This window comes from Nitratidesulfovibrio sp. D1, from assembly GCF_051133415.1.
In the GTDB taxonomy this organism is placed as follows: Bacteria; Desulfobacterota; Desulfovibrionia; order Desulfovibrionales; family Desulfovibrionaceae; genus Cupidesulfovibrio.
Genome location: NZ_JBPGNZ010000001.1, coordinates 570,157 through 593,120, shown reverse-complemented (window position 1 = coordinate 593,120; position 22,964 = coordinate 570,157). Strand labels below are relative to the sequence as shown.

The following is a 22,964-nucleotide window of genomic DNA, read 5'->3' as shown; positions in this document are numbered from 1 at the left end:
GGCGCGGAAGAGACGGATACTCCGAAGGCGCGGGGTGCGTCAAGCGAAAAAGATGGCGGCGCGGCAGGAGAATACGGGAGCGGGGGCGAGGGGGCTCACTTCCTCCCGTTGGGCCCGTCACGCCCGTCACGCCTGTCGCGCCCGTCCCGTCCGGCATCGCCCGGCTTCACGGCGGCATCCCCGATCTCGCGGAACATGCGCACGTAGCTGGCGTAGGCGCGGGCCACGGGCGATTCCGGGTCGAAGGCGCCCAGCAGCCCGCCCAGGTTGTCCGGCCGGGGCGGCACGCGGGGCGGCGGCGCGCCGCGCGTCACGCGCACCTCGTCCAGCGGAGTGCGGCGTTGCAGCAGGTGCACCTCCACCCGTTCGAAGTACGGCCCGTCGGACACGTCGTCCATGAAGGCGTTGACCCGCTCCAGGATTTCCGGCGTCAGGAAGGTCAGGTCCTGCATGGCCATGTTGTCCTCCGCCCCCACCAGCAGGATGCGCTTGCGGTGCCCCAGCGGGTAGGCCAGCACGGCGATGTCCACCCCCATGACCATGTCCCAGTTCTCCCACAGGCGGACAAGGCGCATCCGTTCGGGTGCGCCGCGCCGTTCCAGGAACCCGCGCAGGGCTTCGCCGATGGCCTTCATCGGGGCCTCCGGCGGGCGGGCGCGGCGGGGAGGATGCGGACGTGGATGATCGTCATGCGCGCCGTGTAGCACGTCCGGCCCGGAAACGCACCGGCCGCGCGGCGGGCATTCCCGGCCGGGGGCGGGAGGTGGCCGCCGCCGTCATTGCCCGCCGTAACGCCAACGCCACATGCGCCAACACGTGGAAAGCGCGGGCAACCGCCATGCGTTACGGAAACGTGACCCCGCCGTCACCTGATCTTCGCCCGCGTGGCCCATGAATACGCCAGCCGCCGGGGAGGGTGGCGCGCCCCTGCCGCCGGGGCGCGCGTTTCGCGCGTTCTGCTTTCATCCGCTTCCCGCCCCGGCCCGCATCCCGCGCCGCACCGGCGCATTCCCCGGGCATTTTTTCCGGGCATCTTCCCGGACATATTCCAAGGACGGGCGCATGTTCACCACCGTATCGTTCCGCACCAAGCTCATTGCGGGCTCGCTGGTCATGGTGCTGGCCGCCATGTCCGGCATGCTGGTCACCAGCCTGGTGGACACCCGGCGCGGCTACCTGGCGCAGGGACGCGCATCGTTGCGCAACGTCTCGCAACTGCTCATGGAATCCGCGAAATTCCAGGACACGCTGAACCGCAACAAGATCGGCTCGGACCTCAGGCTGATGCAGTTGCAGTTCGGCCTGGCCGGGTTCCCCATTCCGGAAATATTCATGGAGGTGGAGGCCACCCTGCGCGACGCCGACACCGGCCAGCAGGTGAAGGCCACCCTGCCCGGCTTCAAGCTGGGGTCTGCCTACCTGCACGAAAGCACCGACCTCGTGGACCGCATCCGCGACCTGGCCGGGGTGGGGGCCTCCGTGCTGCAACTGCACGACGGACGGCTGGTGCGCGTCAGCACCAGCGTGGCCGACCCGTCCGGCAGCGCCCGCTGGACCGTCCTCGGTAAGGATGGCCCGGTGACGGCGGCGCTGCTGTCCGGCAACGGCTTCACCGGCATCCTCAAGGTGGGCGGCCAATGGAATCTGGCCGCCTACGCCCCGGTAAAGGGCATGGACGGCAGCGAGATACTGGGCGCGGTGGAGGTGGCCCGCCCCCTGCTGGCCCCGGAATTCGCCGCCGCCGTGGTGCGCCACAACGTGGGCGGCAAGGGGCATTCCTTTGCCTTCGACGGCGGGGGCACCATCCTCATCCATCATGACCCTTCCATGGTGGGGCGCAACATCGCTGACTTGCCGTGGGGCGCGGCCTTGTCGCCCGGTGCCGGTTCCGGCGGCCCGGACACCGCCGCCTACGGGGGTGACTCCCGCGCCGTCATCTATACGGACGGCGGCGAGGAGTACGAAGCCTTCGTGGCCCGCTACGCCCCGTGGGACGTCACCTTCGTCACCACCGTCAGCCGCGCCGACCTGATGGAAGGCGTCAGCGCCCGGCTGTGGCGCGGCGCGGGCATCGCCGCCGCCGTGGCCCTGCCCGTGGCCGCGCTGGTCATCTGGCTGATGGTGCGCCAACTGATGGTGCCCATGCAGCGGCTGGCCACCCTGGCCCAGCAGGTGGCGCGCGGCAACTTCGACTACACCTTCCACTACGCGGCCGACGACACCATCGGGGCCACGGTGCGCGCTGTGCAGGCCATGGTGGGCGAACTGCGCATGCGCCTGGGATTCAGCCAGGGGGTGCTGGACGGGGTGGTGGTGCCCTGCGTGGTGGTGGACCTTGCCAACAACATCACCCACGTCAATGCCGAGGCCCTGGCCGTGCTGCGGCGCGTGGGCGAACCTTCCGCGTGGCTGGGCAGGCAACTGGGCGAACTGGTGTACGGCGGCGCGGCCGACGCCGCCCGCCCGGTGCTGACCCGGCGCAGCATGGAGCGGCGCGGCCGGGTGGCCGAAGACCTCATCCTCGACCCGCAGGCCGACGGGCGCGAGGTGGTGCTGCACATGGTGGCCACGCCCATCTACGACCTGGAGGGCGAACTGATGGGGGCCATCTCGCTGTGGGTGGACCTGACCCACGAGCGCGCCCAGCACGCCCGGCTGGACGCCCAGAACGCGGTCATCGCCGCCACCGCGCGCGAGGCGGAGGACATCGCCCGCCGGGTGAGCTCGTCCGCCCACGAGCTGGCCGAGCAGGTGGCCCACTCCAGCGACGGCGCCGCCCGCCAGCTGGCCCGCGTGGACGAGGTGACCGCCGCCATGGACCGCATGAACCAGACCGTGGCCGAGGTGGGCCGCCGCGCCGCGCTGGCCGTGGACATGGCCGGTTCCACCATGCGGGTGGCCGAGGATGGCCGCGACGTGGTGCGCGCCTCCATGGAGGTGATGCACCGGGTGCTCGGCCAGGTGGAACGGTTGCAGGAAAACGTGACGGAACTGGGGCGCGAGGCGGAATCCATCGGCCAGATCATGGGCGTCATCAGCGACATCGCCGACCAGACCAACCTGCTGGCCCTCAACGCCGCCATCGAGGCGGCCCGCGCCGGGGAGGCCGGGCGGGGCTTCGCCGTGGTGGCTGACGAGGTGCGCAAGCTGGCGGAAAAGACCATGAGCGCCACCGGCCAGGTGGGCGAGCGCATCCGGGCCATCCAGCGGGCCACGCGCGGCTTCGTGGACAGCACCGCCAGCGTGGCCGGGGCCGTGCGCGAAAGCGACGCGCTGGCCACCCGCTCCGGCGGGGCGCTGGACGACATCCTGGCCCGCATCGGCGATTCCGGCGGCGAAGTGCGGGCCATCGCGGCTATGGCCGAGGCCCAGACGCGCGGCGGTGAGGAAGTGGTGCGCGCCGTGGCGGAAGTGGACGCCATCGCCCGCGAGACCGCGCAGGGCATGGCCGAATCGGCCGAAGCCGTGGCCGGGCTTTCGCGCCTGGCCGGGGAACTGCAACATGTCATGGACGGCATGACGTGCGATGGCGATGGTGCAACCCACTGCGATGAAAAGGAATGATGGCAGACATGCGTGCCCTGCGCCGTTGCCGGCCACGCAACGGGCCGCATGACACAGGATTGTAACGGTTGTCACAACAGGCCGTAACGTGCGCTGGATAATTCTTGTGGCGCGTTGACGCTGAATCGCACACAACTACCCCCATACAGGGAACCGTCAGGGAGGCTTGCAATGAAATCGTTCAAGAAAGTGGCGCTGGCCGCCGCGCTCGTGCTGTCGCTGGCCGGTGTGGCCGAAGCCCGCGACCAGATCCGCATCGTGGGTTCCAGCACCGTGTATCCCTTCTCCAGCGCCGTGGCCGAAGAATTCGGCGCCACCAACAAGCGGTTCAAGTCGCCCGTGGTCGAATCCACCGGTTCGGGCGGCGGCCACAAGCTGTTCTACGCGGGCGTCGGCCCCGACACCCCGGACATCACCAACTCCTCCCGCCGCATGAAGGTCGAGGAGTTCGAGACCAACGCCAAGAACGGCGTCACCGATATCACCGAGGCCAAGATCGGCTTCGACGGCATCGTCATCGCCCAGAACATCGGCAACGCCGACATGAACCTTTCCCTGAAGGACCTGGCCCTGGCCGTGCTGGAGGAAGTGCCCGTGGACGGCAAGCTGGCTCCCAACCCCTACAAGACCTGGAAGCAGCTGAACCCGGCCCTGCCCGACCGCAAGATCGTCATCTACGGCCCGCCCGCCACCTCCGGCACCCGCGACGCCTTCATCGAAATGGTGGTGGAAAAGTTCACCGGCAAGGACGAGACCTTCAAGGCCGTGCTGGGCAAGGACGCCGCCCAGTACAAGAAGATCCGCCAGGACGGCCCCTACGTGCCCGCCGGTGAAAACGACAACCTCATCGTGCAGAAGCTGACCAAGGACACCGAGGCCGTGGGCATCTTCGGCTACAGCTTCCTGGCCGAGAACAAGGACCGCATCAAGGGCTGCACCGTGGAAGGCAACGCCCCCACCTTCGAAGCCATCTCCTCGGCCAAGTACCCCATTTCCCGCGCGCTGTTCTTCTACGTGAAGGACGCGCACATCGGGAAGATTCCCGGCCTCAAGGAATACGTGGAACTGTTCATGTCCGAAAAGATGATCGGCGATTCCGGCTACCTGAAGACCATCGGCCTCATCCCGCTGCCCGCCGCCGAACGCGAGCAGGTGCGCAAGGACGTGACCGGCTTCAGGAAGCTGACCGCCGCCGACCTGAAGTAGCAACGGGCCGCACGCGCCGGGGAAGGAAGCCGCCTTCCCCGGCCTTCACCATTTCCGGGGGGTGCGCGCCCCCCGGCCAACGGGATCGCACATGACCATGGGAAGCGCGTTGCAGATGGCCCTGATGGCCATATTGCCGCTTTCGGTGCTGGCGTACATGATCGCCCGGCGCAGGGCCGGCGCGGACAATGCGCGCGGCACGGAATTCCATTCGCCGCTCGTGTACTACGGGTGGTATTCGTGTCTGTGGGTGGCGCTGCCGTCCATGGGCCTGTTCGTGCTGGCGGGGCTGCTGCACCTGCTGCACATCGTCACCGTGCCCGGTCCGGTGCTGGCGGGCGGGGGCGTGGCCCTGGCCGCGTTGGGCCTGGTCTGGTCGCAGCGGGCCATCGGGCGCGACTTCCGCGCCATCCACCGGGTGGAGGGCGCGGTGCGCTGGGCGCTCATCGGGGCCTCGTGCATTTCCATCCTCATCACCATCGGCATCGTGGTCTCGGTGGTGTTCGAGGCCATGCAGTTCTTCCGGCTGGTGAACCTGTGGGACTTTTTGACCGGCACCAAGTGGAGCCCGGAGACGGCCTTTCTCATTTCCACCGGCCGGGCCGACGGCAACGTGGCCACGCCGGAATTCGGATCGCTGCCGCTGTTCGCGGGCACCTTCTACATCACCGCCGTGGCCATGCTGGTGGCCGTGCCCATGGGGCTGTTCGCGGCGGTGTACATGGCCGAATACGCCAGCAAGCGGGTGCGGCGCATCGCCAAGCCCGCGCTGGAAATCCTGGCGGGCATCCCCACCGTGGTCTACGGGTTCTTCGCGGCCATCACGGTCAGCCCGCTCATCGTGCACCTGGCCGAGGCCGTGGGGCTGGAGGCGGAATACACCAACGCCCTGGCGCCGGGCCTGGTCATGGGGGTGATGATCATCCCGCTGGTCTCCTCGCTGTCGGACGACGTGATCAACGCCGTGCCCCAGGCCATGCGCGAAGGGTCGTACGCGCTGGGGGCCACCACGTCGGAAACCATCCGCAAGGTGGTGCTGCCCGCGGCCCTGCCGGGCGTGGTGTCCGCCGTGCTGCTGGCCGTGTCGCGCGCGGTGGGCGAGACCATGATCGTGGTCATGGCCGCCGGGCTCATGCCCAACCTGACGTGGAACCCGCTGAAGAGCATGACCACCGTCACCGTGAGCATCGTGGATTCGCTCACCGGCGACCAGGCCTTCGACAGCCCGCAGACCCTTTCGGCCTTCGGGCTGGGCCTCGTGCTGCTGGTGCTCACGCTGGTGCTCAACGTGGTCTCGCTGGTGGTCATCCGCAAGTTTCGCGAACAGTACGAGTAGGGGGGCGGCATGGCATCACTGTTCGGCATCGACGAAAAGGCCCTGCTGCGCAAGCGGCGCGCGGCCGAAAAACGCTTCCGCCTGTGCGCCATTTCCGCGCTGTTCCTGGCCGGGGCGTTCCTGGTGTTCTTTCTGTTCGACATCACCATGAAGGGCTACCCGGCCTTCCAGCAGGCGGAACTGCTGGTGACCGTGACCTACACGGCCGAGGCGCACGACAATCCCTACGCCGCCATGGACCCGGACACGGTGCAGGTGGTCTCGCGCAGCTTCACCCGGCTCATCCCGTCCATGATGGCCGAGAACAGCCGGCTCATCGGCACCTCGCAGGAACTGTGGGTGCTGGCCAGCGCGGACACTGACCAGTACATGAAGGGCAATCCCAACCGGCTGCGGCCCAGGCACCAGGCGCTGGTGGACACCATGCGCCAGGAAGGCAAGGCGCGCCTGGCCTTCAACTGGGGGTTCTTCGAATCGGGCGACTCCAAGCTGCCGGAACTGGCGGGCATCCGCGCGGCGGCCATCGGCTCACTGTACGTGCTGCTGATCACCCTGGCCATCAGCTTCCCCGTGGGGGTGATGTGCGCGGTGTACCTGGAGGAATTCGCGCCGGACAACCGGCTGACCCAGATCATCGAGGTGAACATCAACAACCTGGCGGCCATCCCGTCCATCCTGTACGGGCTGCTGGGGCTGGCCATCTTCATCAACTTCATGGGGGTGGCCCGCTCGTCGGCCCTGGTGGGCGGCCTCACCCTGTCGCTGATGACCCTACCCGCCATCATCATCAGCACGCGGGCGGCCATCCGGTCCATTCCCCCGTCCATCCGCGAGGCGGCGCTGGCCCTTGGGGCCACGCCGTTGCAGGTGGTCTGGCACCACGTCCTGCCGTTGTCGCTGCCGGGCATCCTGACCGGCACCATCATCGGCCTGGCCCGCGCCATGGGCGAAACCGCGCCCCTGCTCATCGTGGGCATGATGGCCTACATCCCCGAGGCCCCGGAAAACTTCAACAGCGCGGCCACGGTGCTGCCCGCCCAGATATTCACCTGGGCGTCGGATTCGCAGCGGGCCTTTTCCGAGCGCACCGCCGCGGGCATCATGGTGCTGCTGGTGCTGCTGCTGGGCATGAACGCCACGGCCATCTGGCTGCGCAACAAGTACGAGCGCAAATGGTAGGGGGCGGCGCGGGCCGCGCCCGATGCGTGTCGGACGGACAGAGATGCACGAACGGCGGCCCCGCAAGGGGCCGCCGTTTTCGCGCGCGGGGGGAGGGGGACGGCTACAGCGCGGGGCCGCCCACCACGGCGTCGGGGAACAGGGGGGGGAAGAGATCGGAAAGGGCAAAGGTGGGCAGGGCCACCCGCACGGGAGCCACGTGGGTGGCTGCCTGAAGCAGGCCCGTCCGCAGCAGCAGGCTGAGCACGCGGCGGCCCGTGCGCTGGCTTTTGCCGAGCACCATGGTGGCCATGCCGCGTTCCAGTTCGCCGGTTTCAAAGACCAGGGCCAGCAGGCGGGCCACCAGCGCCGCGTCCTCCGGCCGGAGGACGCCCGCCGCCTCGGGAATGCCCACAAGATGCCGATGCACCACGGTCTGGTAGCGCAGGGCGATGTTCCGGACGTCGAGGCTGGCGGCCATGAAGCTGATCTGGTCCAGGCAGGTTTCAAGGACGAACGCGCAGAAGTCCGCCAGGTCGACCGGGCCGAAGCGGCCGTCGCGTTGCGGGTCGGCGGCGTTCAGGTGGATGAAGTACCCTGCCCGGTCGCGGGAGATGCCGCGCGAGAAGGACCATGCGCCACTCTCGTTGACTCCGGCCGCGCGCAGGTAGAGTTCGGTCAGCAGGCGCACCACGCGGCCGTTGCCGTCACGGAAGGGGTGAAGCCACGTCAGCCTGTGGTGGCTGGCGGCCGCCGCGATGAGCCTGTCCAGTCCGTGGTGGCGGTCTGGCGCGTATGCTTCGGCAAACTGGCGCATCAACCCGGGTAGGTCGCGGGCCAGCGGGCCGTGGATGCTGGCCCCGCCGTCCACGGAGACCTCGCGGTCGCGCAGTTGGCCGGGCGCCACGGAAATGTCGGTGAACCGGCCCCCGGAATGCACATACTGGTGCGCCTCGGGCAGGTGGCTGAAAAATTCGCGGTGCATGTCCAGCAGGAAGTTTGTGGAGCAGATGTCGCGGGGCGTTTCCGCCAGTTGCCGCAGCAGGGCCGACTCCGTTTCCACGTGGGCGAGGCCCAGTTCCTGCGCGTAACGGCGTTGGTCGTCGGGTGAAAAGCGCTGCTGGTACGCAGCCTCGATGGCGAAGATGGACGTCCTGCTGCCTTCGATCAGGTTGCTGTGGTAGCTGTTCAACAACCGGATGCGTGTCCTCAGGGTGGCGGCCGTCAGTGGATGCAGGCTGCCGTCCAGTTGGGCGGAGGCGCGCACCACCGCCAGCGCCTGATCGCGCAGTTCGTCGAGGTGTCGCCCCTCGGGCAGGGCTGGGGCCAGCGTGGCCGGTATGTTGTCCGGTTTCATATGTCGGATATATAGGGGGATACGAACAAGAATGCAACACACTTTGGCCGGTTCATTGGCCGGTTCGGGGCGTGGTTGTGGGGAGGAGGATTCGCCCGCCCACGGCAGCGGGAAGAAGACGGTTGCGACTTTTGTTGACTTCGATTTTCAATTTCAATACACAGGTGGGGCCGCCGACGTGGCCCACCCCGGACCAATGACGCTCACCCCCCTGCGCCATGACCGCGAGGCGACCTGATGGCAATCGGGTCGCAGCCTGATCGCAGGTGGGCCGCAACCCCCGTCGGCGTCGCGTCCATCCCGTGGCCGTCCCGCGTCCGCCAGCATCTGGCCGGATGCGGAGCCGGTCCGGCAGGGCGGCGTGCCCGGCAAGTGCCTTCCCCCACATGGTGTCCGTCCAATACGCCTCGCTGCGGGGTTTGCCGGGTGCGCCGCGCCTCTCGGCGGGCCAGTCTGGCCCAGCCGCCCGCCATTCCTTCATCCCATGGAGCCTTCATGATTCCTTCCCAGATCGCCCGCGCCCTTGCCACGCTGGTGACCATCCCCCGTCCCGTGTTCCTGTGGGGCGCGCCGGGCGTGGGCAAGAGCCGGGTGGTGGCGCAGGTCGCCCACGGCCTCGGCATGGACCTGCGCGACATCCGCGCCGTGCTGCTGGACCCGGTGGACCTGCGCGGCCTGCCTTCCATCGACGCCGCCGGGCGCGCCCGGTGGTGTCCGCCCTCGTTCCTGCCCGACGGAGGACGGGGCATCCTGTTCCTGGACGAACTGAACGCCGCGCCGCCGCTGGTGCAGGCCGCCTGCTACCAGTTGATCCTAGACCGCCAGCTTGGCGAATACCGCCTGCCCGACGGCTGGGCCGTGGTGGCGGCGGGCAACCGCGAGCAGGACCGGGCCGTGACCCACCGCATGCCCACCGCCCTGGCCAACCGCATGGTGCATCTGGACTTCGAGACCGACCTGGACGACTGGCTGGGCTGGGCGCAAGGCGCGAACATCCGCCCGGAAGTGACGGCCTTCCTGCGCTTTCGCCCGCGCCTGCTGCACGACTTCGACCCCGCCGTGGCCGACCGGGCCTTCCCCTCGCCGCGCACCTGGGAATACGTGTCCGACATGCTGGCCGCCGGGCCGGACGAGGCCGTGGAATACGACCTGGTGCGCGGGGCCGTGGGCGAAGGGGCCGCCGCCGAATTCGCGGGATTCCTGCGGGTGTGGCGCGACCTGCCCGAGCCGGACGCCGTGCTGGCCGCCCCGCACGACGCCCCGGTGCCCGACGAGCCCGCCGCGGCCTACGCCATCTGCGAGGCCCTGGCCCGCCACGCCGCGCCCGACACCATGGAAGCGCTGGTGTGCTATGCCGACCGCCTGCCCGTGGAATTTGGCGTGCTGCTGATGCGCGATTCCGTGCGCGCGGACACCACGGTGGTGGAAACCCCGTCCTTCGCGCGGTGGGCCCAGGCCAACGCCCACGTGCTGCTGTGAGCGGGGACGTGCATCCGGAATCCTCCCTTCCCCCGGCTGACGTCCCCCCCTCGCCGGAAACGCAGGCCCACGCCCGCATGCTGCGTGCCCGCGCCGCGCTGGTGCTGGACCATCCCTTCTTCGGCTCGCTGGCCCTGCGGCTGCACCTGAAGGCGGACCCGGCCTGCGACGGCCTGTGGACCGACGGCGTGACCCTGGGCTTCAACCCGCAACGGGTGGCCGCCCTGCCCGACGCCATGGTCGTGTCCATGCAGGCGCACGAGGTGTTGCACGTGGTCTGCGGCCACCACGTGCGCCGCCACGGACGCGACGAGGGCCTCTGGAACCGCGCCTGCGACTACGCGGTGAACGGCATCCTGCTGGACGCGGGATTCACCCTGCCCGCCGGGTTTCTGGACGCGCCGGAACACCGGGGCCGCACGGCGGAAGACATCTACGCCGTGCTCGCGCGCCTGCAAGAAGAAGAGAAGGGCGGCGGCACCGGCGACAAGGCCCAGGGCGAGGCCGAGGCCAGCGGGGCGCGCTCCGGCGCGTCCGGCGATCAGCCGGACACAGCACCGGCCACGCAGCGCCGCAGCGACCCGGAACAGGCCCCGCCGGAGTTGCCGGAAGGCGACGACGCCGACGGGCGCGGCGGCGACCGCACGGGAGAGGGCGAAGGCCGCGACAACGTGGAAACGTCCTTTTCCGGCGAGGTGCGCGACCATCCCTTGTTGCAGGGGGACGCTTCCGACGCGGCCCGCCGCCGGGCCGAGCGCGACCTGCGCATCGACCTCGGGCAGGCGGTGCAGGGGGCGCGCTTCATGGGCGACCTGCCCGCCGGGCTGGAACGGCTGGCCGGGCAGGCCCTGCACCCGCCGCTGGACTGGCGGACCCTGCTGCGCCGGTTCATCCGCCAGTGCACGGCCAACGACTATTCGTGGACGCCGCCCAACCGGCGCTACGTGCACATGGGGCTGCACCTGCCGTCCCTGCGCTCGCAGGACCTGCCGGAACTGGTGCTGGTCATCGACAGTTCCGGCTCGGTGGACGACGCCGCGCTGGGCCGCTTCTGCGGCGAGGTGTCCGCCATATTGCAGGATTTCGACACCCGGCTCACGGTCATCTACTGCGACTGCGCCGTGCAGGAAGTGCTGCACCTGACCCGCTGGGACCTGCCCCTGCGCCTGACCCCGCGCGGCGGGGGCGGCACCGACTACCGCCCGGCCTTCGCCCGCGTGGATGCCGACGGCCTGCGCCCGGCCTGCCTGATCTACCTCACCGACCTTGAATGCAACCGCTTTCCCGCGCCGCCGCCGTACCCGGTGCTGTGGGCGTCCACCCGGCCCGTGAGGGCGGACGGTGGCGATGACGCCCCGCCGTTCGGCGAGGTGCTGACCCTGCACCAAGGAGCCTGACCATGCGCATCGAATGGCGCATCGACAAGCAGCGGGGCAACCTGCGCCCCGTGCTGCGCTACACCGTGTCCCTGGAACCGCACGAAAAGGCACTGGCCGTGCCCTCGGTGCGGGTGCAGTCCATCATCCCGGAGCCGCCCGATTCGTGGCGGCCGCACTGCTACCCCGGCGAAAGCGAACGCGCGGGCGAGGCCCCCAAGGGCATGTACGTGCTGGATGCGCCCTCGCACGCGGGCCGCGAGACGGAAACCACACTGCGCCTGCCGTGGCGCGAGGACAACGAGTACCCCGAGGTGGAGGCGTCGTTCGCCCTGCTGCGCGACGCCTGCGAGGCGCAACTGACCCGCGCCCACGCCAGCGAGCCCATGAACCTGCGGGGCGAACTGCGCGCCACCGAATCCATGCGCCGCCACGTGGCCCCGGCCGTGGTGGCGGAGCGGCTATTGCGTCTGGCCCGGTAGATGGTGTCGTCACGAGTGTCTTTCTGCCCTCTGCCCATGTCAGAACAGCTTTGCATTCCGGTCGAATACCATAAAAGCACACCCCCTTCATGAAACGTTGTCCTTCCTTGGCAGAGAACAAAAATCCTGCTCGTGACGACACCACCTAGGGGCTGTTTCTGACGCCTATCCCTTATCCCTGCGGCCTTCACAGTGCGGGCTGTTCCCGCCTGCGCCGCCCCATGCGCCCAAAGGACGCATGGGGCGGCGTTGCGCTGTATGCGCCGGAGCGGATGCTTGCAAATCAACTTTTCTTGATGTATGAATATCAAGGCATCCGGAAACGGTTGCCCGGCGCGTGGCGAACCGCGCGTCATCCCTTGAAAAACCTTGCGCGGGAATCCCCATGTCGGCAGCACTCGATTACTTCAAGGCCCTTTCCGACGACACCCGAATGCGGCTCATGCACGTGCTGAACAAGCACGAGCTGAACGTGAACGAACTGGTCTCCATCCTCGAGATGGGCCAGTCGCGGGTGTCGCGCCATCTCAAGATCCTGACCGGGGCGGGGCTGCTGGTCTCGCGCCGCGACGGGCTGTGGGTGTTCTACGCCGCCCCGGCAGAGGGCGAGGGCCGCGACTTTCTGGACGCGGTGGCCCCGTTCATCGCCGAGGACATGACCCTGCAGGGCGACATGGCCATGGCCGAGAAGATCATCGAGGAACGGGCGCTGAAGACGCGCCAGTTCTTCAACGCCATTGCCGAGGACTGGGACGAACTGAACCGCGAGGTGCTGGGCGGGTTCGACCTGGCGGGCGCCGTGGCGGATGCCATGCCCGCTGCCGCGCCGGGCTGCCGCGTGGCCGTGGACCTGGGCTGCGGCACGGGCACCGTGCTGGAGCGCATGCTGCCCCGCGCGCAGGAGGTCATCGGCGTGGACGGTTCGCCGCGCATGCTGGAAATGGCCCGCCGCCGTCTGGCCGATGCCGGGGGGCGCGTTTCGCTGCGCATCGGCGAACTGGACCACCTGCCCCTGCGCGACGGCGAGGCCGACTTCGCGTCCATCAACATGGTGCTGCACCACCTGTCGGAGCCGGTGGCGGCCCTGCGCGAGATCGGCCGTACCCTGCGCACCGGCGGCCTGCTGTTCATCAGCGACTTCGACCGGCACGACAACGAACGCATGCGCACCGACTATGGCGACCGCTGGCTCGGCTTCGACCGGGCCGCGCTGACGGCCCGCCTTTCCGAGGCGGGTTTTGTCGTGCGCCGGGCGGACCTGCGCGAGGTGAGCAAGGGGTTGTCGCTGCACCTGATTCTTGCCGAGAAGACATAGCCGGGCGCGCCTTGCGGCAGGACCGGCCATTGATCGGGAACCATACTCCCGCCGCTGTGCCGCAAACCAGCGCCTGACAATACGGAACAACAACAGAATCCTTCCCCACGGAGGCACAGATGACCGATGCCAAGCGGGCGCAAGCCCTGGACCTTTCCCTTGCCAACAAGGTGGCCGACATGGCCTTGGCCGACTTCGGCCACAAGGAAATGCAGCTTTCCGAGCGTGAAGTGCCGGGGCTGATGGAACTCATCCGCATGTACGGTACCAGCAAGCCGCTGAAGGGCCTGCGCGTCACCGGCTCGCTGCACATGACCATCCAGACGGCCATGCTCATCAAGACGCTGTACGAACTGGGCGCGGACATCCGCTGGGCCTCGTGCAACATCTTTTCCACCCAGGACCACGCGGCGGCGGCCATTGCCGATTCCGGCATGGCCAAGGTGTTCGCCTGGAAGGGCGAAACGCTGGAAGACTACTGGTGGTGCACCGAAATGGCGCTGACCTGGCCCGACGGCGGCGGCCCCGACCTGCTGGTTGACGACGGCGGCGACGCCACCCTGATGATCCACAAGGGCGTCGAGGTGGAAAACAACCCCGAACTGCTCAAGCAGGGCTACGACAACAAGGAATTCCAGATCATCATGGACCGCCTTGCCCTGTCGTACCAGAAGGATTCCGGCCGCTGGCAGCGCGTGGCCGCCCGCGTGCGCGGCGTTTCGGAAGAAACCACCACCGGGGTGCACCGCCTGTACCAGCTGGAGCAGGAAGGCAAGCTGCTGTTCCCGGCCATCAATGTGAATGACTCGGTGACCAAGTCCAAGTTCGACAACCTGTACGGCTGCCGCGAGTCGCTGGCCGACGGCATCAAGCGCGCCACCGACGTGATGGTGGCGGGCAAGGTGGTGGTGGTGGCGGGCTACGGCGACGTGGGCAAGGGCTGCGCCCAGTCCATGCGCGGCTTCGGCGCGCGGGTGCTGGTGACCGAAATCGACCCCATCTGCGCCCTGCAGGCGGCCATGGAAGGCTACGAGGTGACCACCATGGAAAAGGCCGTGGAGGAAGGCGACATCTTCGTCACCGCCACCGGCAACTACAAGGTCATCACCGGCGCGCACATGGAGGCCATGAAGGACGAGGCCATCGTCTGCAACATCGGCCACTTCGATAACGAAATCGACATGCACTACCTGGAGAACACCCCAGGCTGCACCTGCCTGAACATCAAGCCGCAGGTGGACAAGTGGACCCTGAAGTCGGGCCGCTCCATCATCGTGCTGGCCGAAGGGCGGCTGGTGAATCTGGGCTGCGCCACCGGCCACCCCAGCTTCGTCATGTCCAACAGCTTCACCAACCAGACCCTGGCCCAGATCGAACTGGCCACCAATCCCGACCTTGAACGCAAGGTGTACATCCTGCCCAAGAAGCTGGACGAACAGGTGGCCCGCCTGCACCTGGCCCGCCTGGGCGTGACCCTGACCACCCTGACCAGGGAGCAGGCCGAGTACATCGGCGTGCCCATGGACGGGCCGTACAAGCCGGGCCATTACCGGTACTAGGAGAAGAGGGGTAGAGCGCGAATGAAGCCGCCTCCGGGAGGGAACTCCCGGAGGCGGTTTTTATAATCCTTTGAATACGTGACTTAAAATGTATGCTTCGAATTTGCTGAGTACTACGGGAAGGTTAGATGTTTTCCCCACGCGCTTTAGTTTTGACGTTGCAGTGTCAATGTTGTCAGTATCGCTAAAAATATTGAGTTTCCTTGTAATACTAGTTGGAAGTCCGTATTCGTCAAGTGCAGAAAATATTGGTGGTAGAAATTTTGCTTCTACGACAGAAGCATAGTGTGTGTAGTCACCACAGGGCATGCGATTTTTCAGAAAGATTTCCTTTTGAATGTTTGATATTGTTGTCAACCATTGTGGAAACAGGTGTTCACACCAGTGTTTTTCAAAGGTAAAAACTCTATCAATTGCATCATCAATATTTCTTGCTTTATATTTAGGGTTTTCATTGTTCATTTCTAATTTAATTAATTCTTTTATTTTGTCGCGATGTTCATATTTTTGAATTAATTTAAATGAAAGCTGGTTTCCACTGGATATTCCATACACGTTTCCACCCTCGTGTGAGGCAAAAAAATCCCAAATAACATTGCAGATAAAATTCAACTGGCGAGAGTTCGGAAATCTATTCCAATTCATATTTGTATTATAGTGGTCTTTACGTTCTTTTATTGCTTTTGCAATCTCTATTTGAAGCTCTGGTGGGACTCCTGCATTTTTCTTAATGGTATCAAGGGATATGTAATTTTGTGATTTGATGTGCGAAAGTTTTTCAATAGAGGACTGTTCTAAATCAGCTTCATCAATTTGAATGAGCAAAGAGTTCGGTGTTTCTATGTTTTGTGAAAGTGCGGGTATGTCGATAATAGGTAATTTTTCTTGTGGCTGGTCTTGGAATATGTATGCTTTGCCAACGTAGTGTTTGAACATTCTTCCCGAACGTCCTTTTATATTGCTAAATGTGAAATAGTCAATTGGTTTTCTTTTTATGTTGTGGTCGTATATGACGACAACCTTTGCGGATGTATTTACACCTTCGATCAGTGAAGACGTACATATTAATATTTTTGTGATGTTCGAATTGAATAGTTTTACAGACAACTGTGCTATTGATCTTGGTAGCTTACCATGGTGAAGAGATATGAGCTTTTTTGCCGCAAGCGATGCAGTCCAGTCATTGTGATAGTTTTCTGAAAACCACGACGCGATAACTTCGCCTTGTCGTTTTATGGTTAGAAAATCTTGTTCACAGAGCTTCTTTGCTAAATTCGTTGCAGAGTTTGGAGATTTGCAAAAAATAAGAATTTGATCATCTTTTGCGACGTGCTTTTTGCATATCTCAAGTAGTTGCTGTTCTTTGTCGTTTTCGTTGCGCGGGTGCTTTCTTATGATGTCTGTGGCAACTGTAGAAAAATCTGTTTTGTAGAATAGTATTCGTTTCATTTTCCCAATGTCGAGTCCCTGGATGTTTGGTCCAAGGAGATACGCCTGTGCGCCAGATTTGATCAATTTATAGAATGCATGGTTGAGTGTTGAAAAACGCTTGTCTTTGTCTTTGCTGTTATTTTGTGATAATTTGTAAAACTCATCTATTACGAAGAAATCAATCTTTGGGAGTTTGTCGAATATTACTATGCGTTCTGCGGTGAGGATGAATATATTGTTTATGTCTGGTGCTTGTGACGTTTGAGTTATGATTTTATAACGTGTGGAAAATTGTTGTGATAGCCTTCTGCGTGTTTCATCAAGCAGAGCAATTGTTGGAACAACTATTGCAATGTTCTTAAAGTTTTTATGTGCAATGATGGCGTCGATTATTTTGCTTTTTCCAAAGCTTGTTGGAGCGCTTATTGCAACACTGTTTCCCATTAGAAGGTTTTGAAATACTGCGGATTGTTCCCTGTGGAACGTTATTCCTTCAAGTTTTGATGGTGAGTGCATGAGTCTGCACACGTTTTCTTTCGTGCTGATATCGCTAGGGAGTATGTATTGATATAATCCAGATGTGTGTAAGATGCTGTTTATTATGCTTTCATATCCTATTAGAACGCTTCTTTTTTCAAGAAGTCTGAGGATTATATCGTTTTTCTTTGTTATGTCGTCTTCAGAGTTTATATAACTGATCACCTTTTGGAGTGATTTGAATGTGGCATCAGTTTCATGCCCTAATTTTTCAACGACGGCCTTGATAGTGGTAACCATTTATATTCCCTGGAGTGATTTGAGTTTGTTGTGCAGTGTTTTTATGAGTTCACTTTTGTTTTTTAGGGGGAATATGTATAGGTGTATAATTATGTCAATTCCAGTGGCAGAGTTGAAAAAATCCACAGCAACACTCTTAAGTTCTTCTTGCAATGACGTAATGTATGCTTCAATTTCTTTTGTGTAGGTATCGAAAAGTTTTGACTCGTATGTTATGAATACAGGGATGCGTATTTTTGAAAAAATACTATCCAGTGAAGTGCGGTGGTCAATTAGTTGCTTTATGTTATCATAGTTTGGAGTTTCTTTGTCGAGCTTATTGGTAATTACAATAAATTCATTTCTAAGGTATTTGTGCGCAATATGTTCTTTTATTTCGTGTATTACAGATTTTATTGCATTTTTGATATTTCTATAAAATTTGACTTCGCCAAGCCATAATTCAATAGAGTTGTTATCTTCTACGATATGTACAGCATCAAATCCTTTTACGGTATCGTTCAGTGCGGATTTAAAGTATATTTTTGAGATTGCTGGTATTGTTTTATGTATCGTGCGCATCGCCATATGTAGGAATATTTCTCCAAATTCACCGCGGCGGATATATTTTTCAGAGTCATATATTAGTTTTGAGGATTTAATTATAGAGTCAACTGAGTTCGCTCCGCATATATCTTTGTATTCAGTATATGGCAATGCAAATTCAGGAAGCCATTCAATAACGTTTCTAGCAAAGGTCTCACTTCTCCAAGTGTTTGATTCAAAACCAATACATAGTCCTGTTCCAGTTTGGTTGGGCATCAAAGAGATTGAATAGTGTTTCCATATCACATGTGGGTGGACGCTGTATGGCATAGTGTTTTATTTGTTATGGGTTGCTATAAATTTATTTTAGTATAAGTCGTCTTTGATTGAATTTCTATGACTTTATTAGGTGTTGTGGTTGGCTGTACAGCCAGCCTTAAGTTCGTAAAAGCTAATGCCCCCCGCCCCGTTCCCACCGCTTCGGAAATGGCGTATTGTCCGGGGTGACTGTCCCTAACGAACAAACCCCACGAGGCATGACCATGAAGAAATTGATCAATGCAGTGGAAAACGTGGTTCGAGAGCAGTTGCAGGGCATGGCGGCGGCGCATCCGGAACTGCGGGTGAACATCGACCCGCACTTCGTCTGCCGCAAGGAAATACCGCAGGGCAAGGTGGCCATCGTCTCGGGCGGCGGCAGCGGGCACGAACCCATGCATGGCGGCTTCGTCGGCCACGGCATGCTGGACGGCGCCTGCCCCGGCGAGGTGTTCACCTCGCCCACCCCCGATCAGATGTACGAGTGCGCAAAGGCCGTGGACCGCGGCGCGGGCGTGCTGTTCATCGTCAAGAACTACACCGGCGACGTGATGAACTTCGAAACCGCCGCGGAACTGTGCCACGCCGATGGGCTGAAGGTGCAGAACATCCTCATCGACGACGACGTGGCCGTGAAGGACAGCCTGTACACGGCCGGGCGGCGCGGCGTGGGCACCACCGTGCTGGCGGAAAAGATCGTGGGCGCGGCGGCGGAAGCGGGCTACGACCTCGACAAGTGCGCGGACCTGTGCCGCAAGGTGAACCAGTACGGCCGCTCCATGGGCATGGCGCTCACCCCGTGCACCGTGCCCGCCGCGGGCAAGCCCACCTTCGAACTGGCCGAGAACGAGATCGAGATCGGCATCGGCATCCACGGCGAACCGGGCACCCAGCGCGCCCCCATGAAGCCGGTGGATGAACTGGTGCAGATCATGGCCACCGCCATCATCGACGACCCGGCCTACACCCGCACCGTGCGCGAACTGGACCGCGCCAGCGGCCAGTGGGTGGACAAGACCCTGACCGACGCGCCCTTCGCCAAGGGTGACAAGGTCATCGCCTTCGTGAACAGCATGGGCGGCACCCCGGTCAGCGAACTGTACGCCGTGTACCGCAAGCTGGCCGAAGTGTGCGCGGCGCGCGGCATCTCCATCGTGCGCAACCTGATCGGCCCGTACATCACCTCTCTGGAAATGCAGGGTTTTTCCATCACCCTGTTGAAGGCGGACGACGAAATCCTGAAGTTCTGGGATGCCAAATGCGCCACTCCCGGCCTCCGCATGGGCTAGGGGTGCGCTGCGGTCTTTTTGCCCTCTGCCTTCGTCGAAGTGCCTTTTCATTCCGGTCACGTACGATAAGAGTACGCTCCCTTCATGAAAAGGCGCTTCTCCTCGGCAGAGAACAAAAATCCGCGCAGCGCACGCCGATTGCCATTGGCGTAGCGCATTTTGCAGAATGCTGACTGATGGCTTACGCGCGTTGCATGCTGACGTACCGCACCCGCACCAGAGCAGCTTCCCTTTCCGACCATGAATCCCGGTCCGGCCGGTGGCTGCGCGCCGCCCGCCGGACCGGAATCCGTCCACTCCATCCCACTGATTCACCACAGCCTTCGTCCACCATATTTCCCATAAGGACGCCCCCATGCAGATCACCCGCGACCACATCCTCACATGGCTCGCCAGGCTGGGCGAGATCATGCGCGACAACCGCACCTGGCTCACCGATCTCGACGCCGCCATCGGCGACGCCGACCACGGCATCAACATGGACCGGGGCTTCACCAAGGTGCAGGAAAAGCTGCCCGCCTTCGCGGACAAGGACATCGGCGCCATCCTCAAGGATACCGGCATGGTGCTGCTGTCCACCGTGGGCGGGGCCAGCGGCCCCCTGTACGGCACCTTCTTTATGAAGGCGGGCCTTGCCGTGGCGGGCAAGGACGCCCTGGACGCCCCCGACGTGCAGGCCCTGCTGGACGCCGGGGTGGAGGGCGTGGTCTCGCGCGGACGGCCTGTGCTGCACGACAAGACCATGTTCGACGCCTGGAAGCCCGCCATCGACGCCTATCGCGATGCGGTGGCGGGCGGCGGCGACCTGCTCGCCGCGCTGGACGCGGCCGTTGCGGCGGCGGAAGAAGGCATGCGCGCCACCATTCCGTTGCAGGCCCGCAAGGGCCGCGCCAGCTACCTTGGCGAGCGCAGCATCGGCCACCAGGACCCCGGCGCCACCTCCACGGTGCTGCTGCTGGCCGCCCTGCGCGACGTGGTGCGGGGGTAGCCCATGGTCGGCATCGTCGTCGTCACGCACAGCGCCATGCTGGGGCAGGGCGTGAAGGAACTGGCGGAACAGATGACGCAGGGCCGCGTGCCGCTGGCCGTGGCGGGCGGCATCGAAGACCCGGACCACCCTATCGGCACCGACCCCGTGCGGGTCATGGCCGCCATAGAGGAAGTGCAGCAGGGCGACGGCGTGCTGGTGCTGATGGACCTCGGCAGCGCGCTGATGAGCGCGGAAACCGCGCTGGACCTGCTGCCGCCCGAGGTGGCGGCGCAGGTGCGACTGTGCCCGGCCCCGCTGGTGGAAGGGGTGATGGCCGCCGCCGTGCAGGCGGCCATCGGGGCCGACCTCGACACCGTGCTGCGCGAGGCGCAGGCCGCTCTGGCCGTGAAGGCGGAACTGCTGGGCATGCCCCTGCCCCGAGAGGGCGCGCCCGGCGGGGCGGACGAGATGGCATCCCCGGCGGCGGCAGCCGCCCCGGAAGCCAGCCATGAACTGACCCTGATGGTGCCCAACCGCCTGGGGCTGCACGCCCGGCCCGCCGCGCGCATCGTCACCGCCCTTGGCCCGTTCGTGGCCGACGTGCAGTTGGCGCGCGGCGAGCGGATGGTGTCCGCCCGCTCGGTGAACCGCATCGCCACGCTGGCCGTGCGGGGCGGCGAAACCATAACCTTCCGGGCCACCGGGGCGGACGCCGTGCAGGCCCTGAAGGCGCTGGCCGATCTGGCGGCGGAGAACTTCGGCGACGCGCCCGACGCGTCCGGCTCGTCCGCTGCAACGGGCACGGCGGCGCACGGGAAGGACGGAGCCGCGGCCGCCCCCGCCGCAAAAGGCGGCGTGCCCGCCTCGCCGGGCGTCGCCGTGGGGCCTGTCGCGTGGCATCATCCGGCCTTCGACGCGCCTCCGCCGGACCTCGCGGCGGGCACTCCCGCAGAGGAGACCGCCCGGCTGGAGGCCGCACTGGACGCGGCCCGCCGCGAACTGGCGGCGCTGGAACGGCGCACCGCCGCCGTGGCGGGCAAGCAGGAGGCGGAAATCTTCGTCATGCACCGTCTGCTGCTGGACGACGCCACCATCGCCGGGGACGCTCGCCAGCGCATCGCAGAGCGGCGCGAGCCCGCCGAGGCGGCCTGGTACGCAGTGATCGACGAGGCGGCGGAAAGCTTCCGGCAACTGCCGGAAGGCTACATGCGCGAACGCGCCGCCGACCTGGTGGACGTGGGCGCGCGCGTGCTGCGCCTGCTCACCGGCGCGCCACCCTCCGGCCCGCGCCTGGACCGGCCCTCGGTGCTGCTGGCCACGGACCTTGGCCCCTCGGACATGGCCCATCTGGACCCCGCGCTGGTGCTGGGCATCGTGACCATGCAGGGCGGGGCCACCTCGCACGCGGCCATCCTGGCCCGGTCCATGGGCATCCCGGCCGTGGTGGGCGCGGGCGCGCTGGCCGCCAACGTGGCCGACGGGATCACCGTGGGCCTCGACGGGGCCACCGGCGAGATCTGGATATCCCCCGCCCCCGGCGTGCTGGCATCCATCGAATCCCGCCGGGCCGCGTGGCAGGCCGCCCGGCAGGCCGCACTGGCCGGTGCCGACCGGCCCGCCGTGACCACCGACGGCCGCCAGGTGCACGTGCACGCCAACATCGGCGCCCCGGCCGACGCGCCCGCCGCCCTGCAAAGCGGCGCGGAGGGCGTGGGCCTGTTCCGCACCGAGTTCCTGTTCCTGGACCGGGCCGCCGCCCCGGACGAGGAGGAGCAGCGCGCCGCCTACGCCGCCGCTGCCGCCGCCATGCCCGGCCTGCCGGTGGTGGTGCGCACCCTGGACATCGGCGGCGACAAGCCGGTGCCGTACCTGGGCGACTTCGCGGCGGGAGAGGACAACCCCTTCCTGGGCGTGCGCGGCATCCGTTTCTGCCTGGCCCGGCGCGACCTGTTCCTGACTCAGTTGCGCGCCCTGCTGCGCGCCGCCGCCGAGCATCCCCTGCGGGTCATGTTCCCCATGGTGGCCCACCCCGGCGAACTGGCCGCCGCAAAGACCCTGCTGGACGAGGCGCGCGCCGCGCTGAACGCCGAAGGGCTGCCCCACGGCCCGGTGGAGGTGGGCATCATGGTCGAGGTGCCCGCCGCCGTGGCCCTGGCCGATCAACTGGCGCGCGAGGCGGCCTTCTTCAGCATCGGCACCAACGACCTGGCCCAGTACGTCATGGCCGCCGACCGGGGCAACGCCGCCGTGGCCGACCTGTCGGACGCGCTGCACCCGGCCGTGCTGCGCATGGTGCGCGACACCGTTGCGGCGGGCAATGCGGCGGGCATACCCGTGGCCATGTGCGGCGAACTGGCGGGCAGCGCCGAGGCCATCCCGCTGCTGGTGGGGCTGGGACTGGATGAACTGAGCATGAACGGCCCGGCCATTCCGCGCGCCAAGGACGTGGTGCGCGGCTGCGACATGGCGGCGTGCGCCAGGCTTGCGGAACGGGCGCTGGACCTGCCCGATGCCGCCGCCGTGCGGCGTCTGTTGGCGGAAGGCGGGTAGCGCCGGGCCGACGGACATTGCGGCGCATGAAACAGGGCCTGCGCGGCGCAACACCGCGCAGGCCCTTTACGGGCGCACGACGCGGCAAGGCGGAACCCTCCGAAGACGGTTCCGCCTTGCCGTTGCATGCAAAGGCCGTGCAGTATCGCACGGCCGAAAGGCCGGACCTGCCACGGGCGCATGCATCCCTGCCCCGCAATTTGCAGCAACCGGCCAGCGCCGACTGCGCCCCGCGAAATGCGGGGCAGAAACGGGGGCAGGGGCGCCCGAAA

16 protein-coding genes are annotated in these 22,964 nt (G+C 64.5%); 12 read left to right on the top strand and 4 right to left on the bottom strand.

Annotated elements, in window-relative coordinates; translation table 11 throughout:
• Positions 1 to 95: 95 nt before the first annotated feature.
• Complete coding sequence (locus ACR4XJ_RS02490) at positions 96 to 635, bottom strand: DUF721 domain-containing protein (RefSeq protein ID WP_434753718.1); 540 nt, start codon at positions 633 to 635, stop codon at positions 96 to 98.
• A gap of 427 nt (positions 636 to 1,062) precedes the next feature.
• On the opposite strand from ACR4XJ_RS02490, the gene ACR4XJ_RS02485 reads away from it, so the two are divergent.
• From ACR4XJ_RS02485 to pstA, 4 genes are all read left to right on the top strand, one after another.
• Positions 1,063 to 3,564 (top strand): methyl-accepting chemotaxis protein, encoded by a 2,502-nt coding sequence (locus ACR4XJ_RS02485; protein ID WP_434753717.1) that lies wholly within the window; start codon positions 1,063 to 1,065, stop codon positions 3,562 to 3,564.
• Between the two features lie 171 nt (positions 3,565 to 3,735).
• Positions 3,736 to 4,770: a PstS family phosphate ABC transporter substrate-binding protein gene (locus tag ACR4XJ_RS02480; RefSeq protein WP_434753716.1), complete on the top strand. Its 1,035-nt coding sequence runs from the start codon at positions 3,736 to 3,738 to the stop codon at positions 4,768 to 4,770.
• Positions 4,771 to 4,861: 91 nt separating this feature from the next.
• Positions 4,862 to 6,106, top strand: a complete 1,245-nt coding sequence (gene pstC, locus ACR4XJ_RS02475; RefSeq protein ID WP_434753715.1) for a phosphate ABC transporter permease subunit PstC — start codon at positions 4,862 to 4,864, stop codon at positions 6,104 to 6,106.
• Positions 6,107 to 6,115: 9 nt separating this feature from the next.
• Positions 6,116 to 7,285: a phosphate ABC transporter permease PstA gene (gene pstA / locus ACR4XJ_RS02470; RefSeq protein ID WP_434753714.1), complete on the top strand. Its 1,170-nt coding sequence runs from the start codon at positions 6,116 to 6,118 to the stop codon at positions 7,283 to 7,285.
• 103 nt (positions 7,286 to 7,388) lie between these two features.
• Here the strand turns inward: pstA and ACR4XJ_RS02465 are convergent, their stop codons facing one another.
• Positions 7,389 to 8,621, bottom strand: a complete 1,233-nt coding sequence (locus ACR4XJ_RS02465) for a Fic family protein (RefSeq protein ID WP_434753713.1) — start codon at positions 8,619 to 8,621, stop codon at positions 7,389 to 7,391.
• 495 nt (positions 8,622 to 9,116) lie between these two features.
• On the opposite strand from ACR4XJ_RS02465, the gene ACR4XJ_RS02460 reads away from it, so the two are divergent.
• From ACR4XJ_RS02460 to ahcY, 5 genes are all read left to right on the top strand, one after another.
• On the top strand, positions 9,117 to 10,100 hold the full coding sequence (locus tag ACR4XJ_RS02460) for an AAA family ATPase (protein ID WP_434753712.1): 984 nt from the start codon (positions 9,117 to 9,119) through the stop codon (positions 10,098 to 10,100).
• 77 nt (positions 10,101 to 10,177) lie between these two features.
• Positions 10,178 to 11,497, top strand: a complete 1,320-nt coding sequence (locus tag ACR4XJ_RS02455) for a vWA domain-containing protein (RefSeq protein ID WP_434753711.1) — start codon at positions 10,178 to 10,180, stop codon at positions 11,495 to 11,497.
• Between the two features lie 2 nt (positions 11,498 to 11,499).
• Positions 11,500 to 11,958, top strand: a complete 459-nt coding sequence (locus ACR4XJ_RS02450) for a hypothetical protein (RefSeq protein WP_434753710.1) — start codon at positions 11,500 to 11,502, stop codon at positions 11,956 to 11,958.
• 385 nt (positions 11,959 to 12,343) lie between these two features.
• Positions 12,344 to 13,273, top strand: coding sequence for an ArsR/SmtB family transcription factor (locus tag ACR4XJ_RS02445; RefSeq protein ID WP_434753709.1), 930 nt, complete (start codon positions 12,344 to 12,346; stop codon positions 13,271 to 13,273).
• Between the two features lie 119 nt (positions 13,274 to 13,392).
• Complete coding sequence (ahcY, locus tag ACR4XJ_RS02440; protein WP_434753708.1) at positions 13,393 to 14,832, top strand: adenosylhomocysteinase; 1,440 nt, start codon at positions 13,393 to 13,395, stop codon at positions 14,830 to 14,832.
• Positions 14,833 to 14,892: 60 nt separating this feature from the next.
• Here ahcY and ACR4XJ_RS02435 read toward each other — a convergent pair whose 3' ends face one another.
• Positions 14,893 to 17,040 carry a DEAD/DEAH box helicase gene (locus ACR4XJ_RS02435; protein WP_434753707.1) on the bottom strand — a complete coding sequence of 716 codons (2,148 nt, stop codon included), beginning with the start codon at positions 17,038 to 17,040 and terminating at the stop codon, positions 14,893 to 14,895.
• Positions 17,041 to 17,895 carry a HamA C-terminal domain-containing protein gene (locus tag ACR4XJ_RS02430; RefSeq protein ID WP_434753706.1) on the bottom strand — a complete coding sequence of 285 codons (855 nt, stop codon included), beginning with the start codon at positions 17,893 to 17,895 and terminating at the stop codon, positions 17,041 to 17,043.
• A 212-nt stretch (positions 17,896 to 18,107) separates the two neighbouring features.
• Here ACR4XJ_RS02430 and dhaK point away from each other — a divergent pair, with 212 nt between their 5' ends.
• The 3 genes from dhaK (at position 18,108) to ptsP (ending at position 22,692) form a co-directional block, all read left to right on the top strand.
• On the top strand, positions 18,108 to 19,172 hold the full coding sequence (gene dhaK, locus ACR4XJ_RS02425; protein ID WP_434753705.1) for a dihydroxyacetone kinase subunit DhaK: 1,065 nt from the start codon (positions 18,108 to 18,110) through the stop codon (positions 19,170 to 19,172).
• 355 nt (positions 19,173 to 19,527) lie between these two features.
• A complete protein-coding gene (gene dhaL, locus ACR4XJ_RS02420; protein WP_434753704.1) occupies positions 19,528 to 20,160 on the top strand; it encodes a dihydroxyacetone kinase subunit DhaL in 633 nt (210 codons plus the stop codon).
• A 3-nt stretch (positions 20,161 to 20,163) separates the two neighbouring features.
• Positions 20,164 to 22,692: a phosphoenolpyruvate--protein phosphotransferase gene (ptsP, locus tag ACR4XJ_RS02415; protein ID WP_434753703.1), complete on the top strand. Its 2,529-nt coding sequence runs from the start codon at positions 20,164 to 20,166 to the stop codon at positions 22,690 to 22,692.
• Positions 22,693 to 22,964 lie beyond the last annotated feature (272 nt).

Excerpts from the sequence above, each read along its gene's own strand:
- ACR4XJ_RS02490 (WP_434753718.1), bottom strand. The coding sequence starts at position 635 with ATGAAGGCCATCGGCGAAGCCCTGCGCGGGTTCCTGGAACGGCGCGGC.
- ACR4XJ_RS02485 (WP_434753717.1), top strand. The coding sequence starts at position 1,063 with ATGTTCACCACCGTATCGTTCCGCACCAAGCTCATTGCGGGCTCGCTG.
- ACR4XJ_RS02480 (WP_434753716.1), top strand. The coding sequence starts at position 3,736 with ATGAAATCGTTCAAGAAAGTGGCGCTGGCCGCCGCGCTCGTGCTGTCG.
- pstC (WP_434753715.1), top strand. The coding sequence starts at position 4,862 with ATGACCATGGGAAGCGCGTTGCAGATGGCCCTGATGGCCATATTGCCG.
- pstA (WP_434753714.1), top strand. The coding sequence starts at position 6,116 with ATGGCATCACTGTTCGGCATCGACGAAAAGGCCCTGCTGCGCAAGCGG.
- ACR4XJ_RS02465 (WP_434753713.1), bottom strand. The coding sequence starts at position 8,621 with ATGAAACCGGACAACATACCGGCCACGCTGGCCCCAGCCCTGCCCGAG.
- ACR4XJ_RS02460 (WP_434753712.1), top strand. The coding sequence starts at position 9,117 with ATGATTCCTTCCCAGATCGCCCGCGCCCTTGCCACGCTGGTGACCATC.
- ACR4XJ_RS02455 (WP_434753711.1), top strand. The coding sequence starts at position 10,178 with ATGCTGCGTGCCCGCGCCGCGCTGGTGCTGGACCATCCCTTCTTCGGC.
- ACR4XJ_RS02450 (WP_434753710.1), top strand. The coding sequence starts at position 11,500 with ATGCGCATCGAATGGCGCATCGACAAGCAGCGGGGCAACCTGCGCCCC.
- ACR4XJ_RS02445 (WP_434753709.1), top strand. The coding sequence starts at position 12,344 with ATGTCGGCAGCACTCGATTACTTCAAGGCCCTTTCCGACGACACCCGA.
- ahcY (WP_434753708.1), top strand. The coding sequence starts at position 13,393 with ATGACCGATGCCAAGCGGGCGCAAGCCCTGGACCTTTCCCTTGCCAAC.
- ACR4XJ_RS02435 (WP_434753707.1), bottom strand. The coding sequence starts at position 17,040 with ATGGTTACCACTATCAAGGCCGTCGTTGAAAAATTAGGGCATGAAACT.
- ACR4XJ_RS02430 (WP_434753706.1), bottom strand. The coding sequence starts at position 17,895 with ATGCCATACAGCGTCCACCCACATGTGATATGGAAACACTATTCAATC.
- dhaK (WP_434753705.1), top strand. The coding sequence starts at position 18,108 with ATGAAGAAATTGATCAATGCAGTGGAAAACGTGGTTCGAGAGCAGTTG.
- dhaL (WP_434753704.1), top strand. The coding sequence starts at position 19,528 with ATGCAGATCACCCGCGACCACATCCTCACATGGCTCGCCAGGCTGGGC.
- ptsP (WP_434753703.1), top strand. The coding sequence starts at position 20,164 with ATGGTCGGCATCGTCGTCGTCACGCACAGCGCCATGCTGGGGCAGGGC.